This is a genomic window from Neolewinella persica DSM 23188, from assembly GCF_000373105.1.
In the GTDB taxonomy this organism is placed as follows: Bacteria; Bacteroidota; Bacteroidia; order Chitinophagales; family Saprospiraceae; genus Neolewinella; species Neolewinella persica.
This window is the reverse complement of record NZ_KB890432.1, coordinates 26,497-26,697: the sequence shown is the minus strand read 5'-3', so window position 1 is coordinate 26,697 and position 201 is coordinate 26,497.

Here is a 201-nt window from a genome sequence, read left to right as displayed (position 1 = left end):
TTCCTCCTTAGTGTAGCCCTTACTACCTGAGTGCCCTTAATGTTTCCCCTGCCACGTCGAGCCCCCCTTCCTCCTTAGTGTAGCCCTTACTACCTGAGTGCCCTTAATGGTTCCCCTGCCACGTCGAGCCCCTCTTCCTCCTTAGTGTAGCCCTTACTACCTAAGTGCCCTTAATGGTTCCCCTGCCACGCCGAGCCCCCC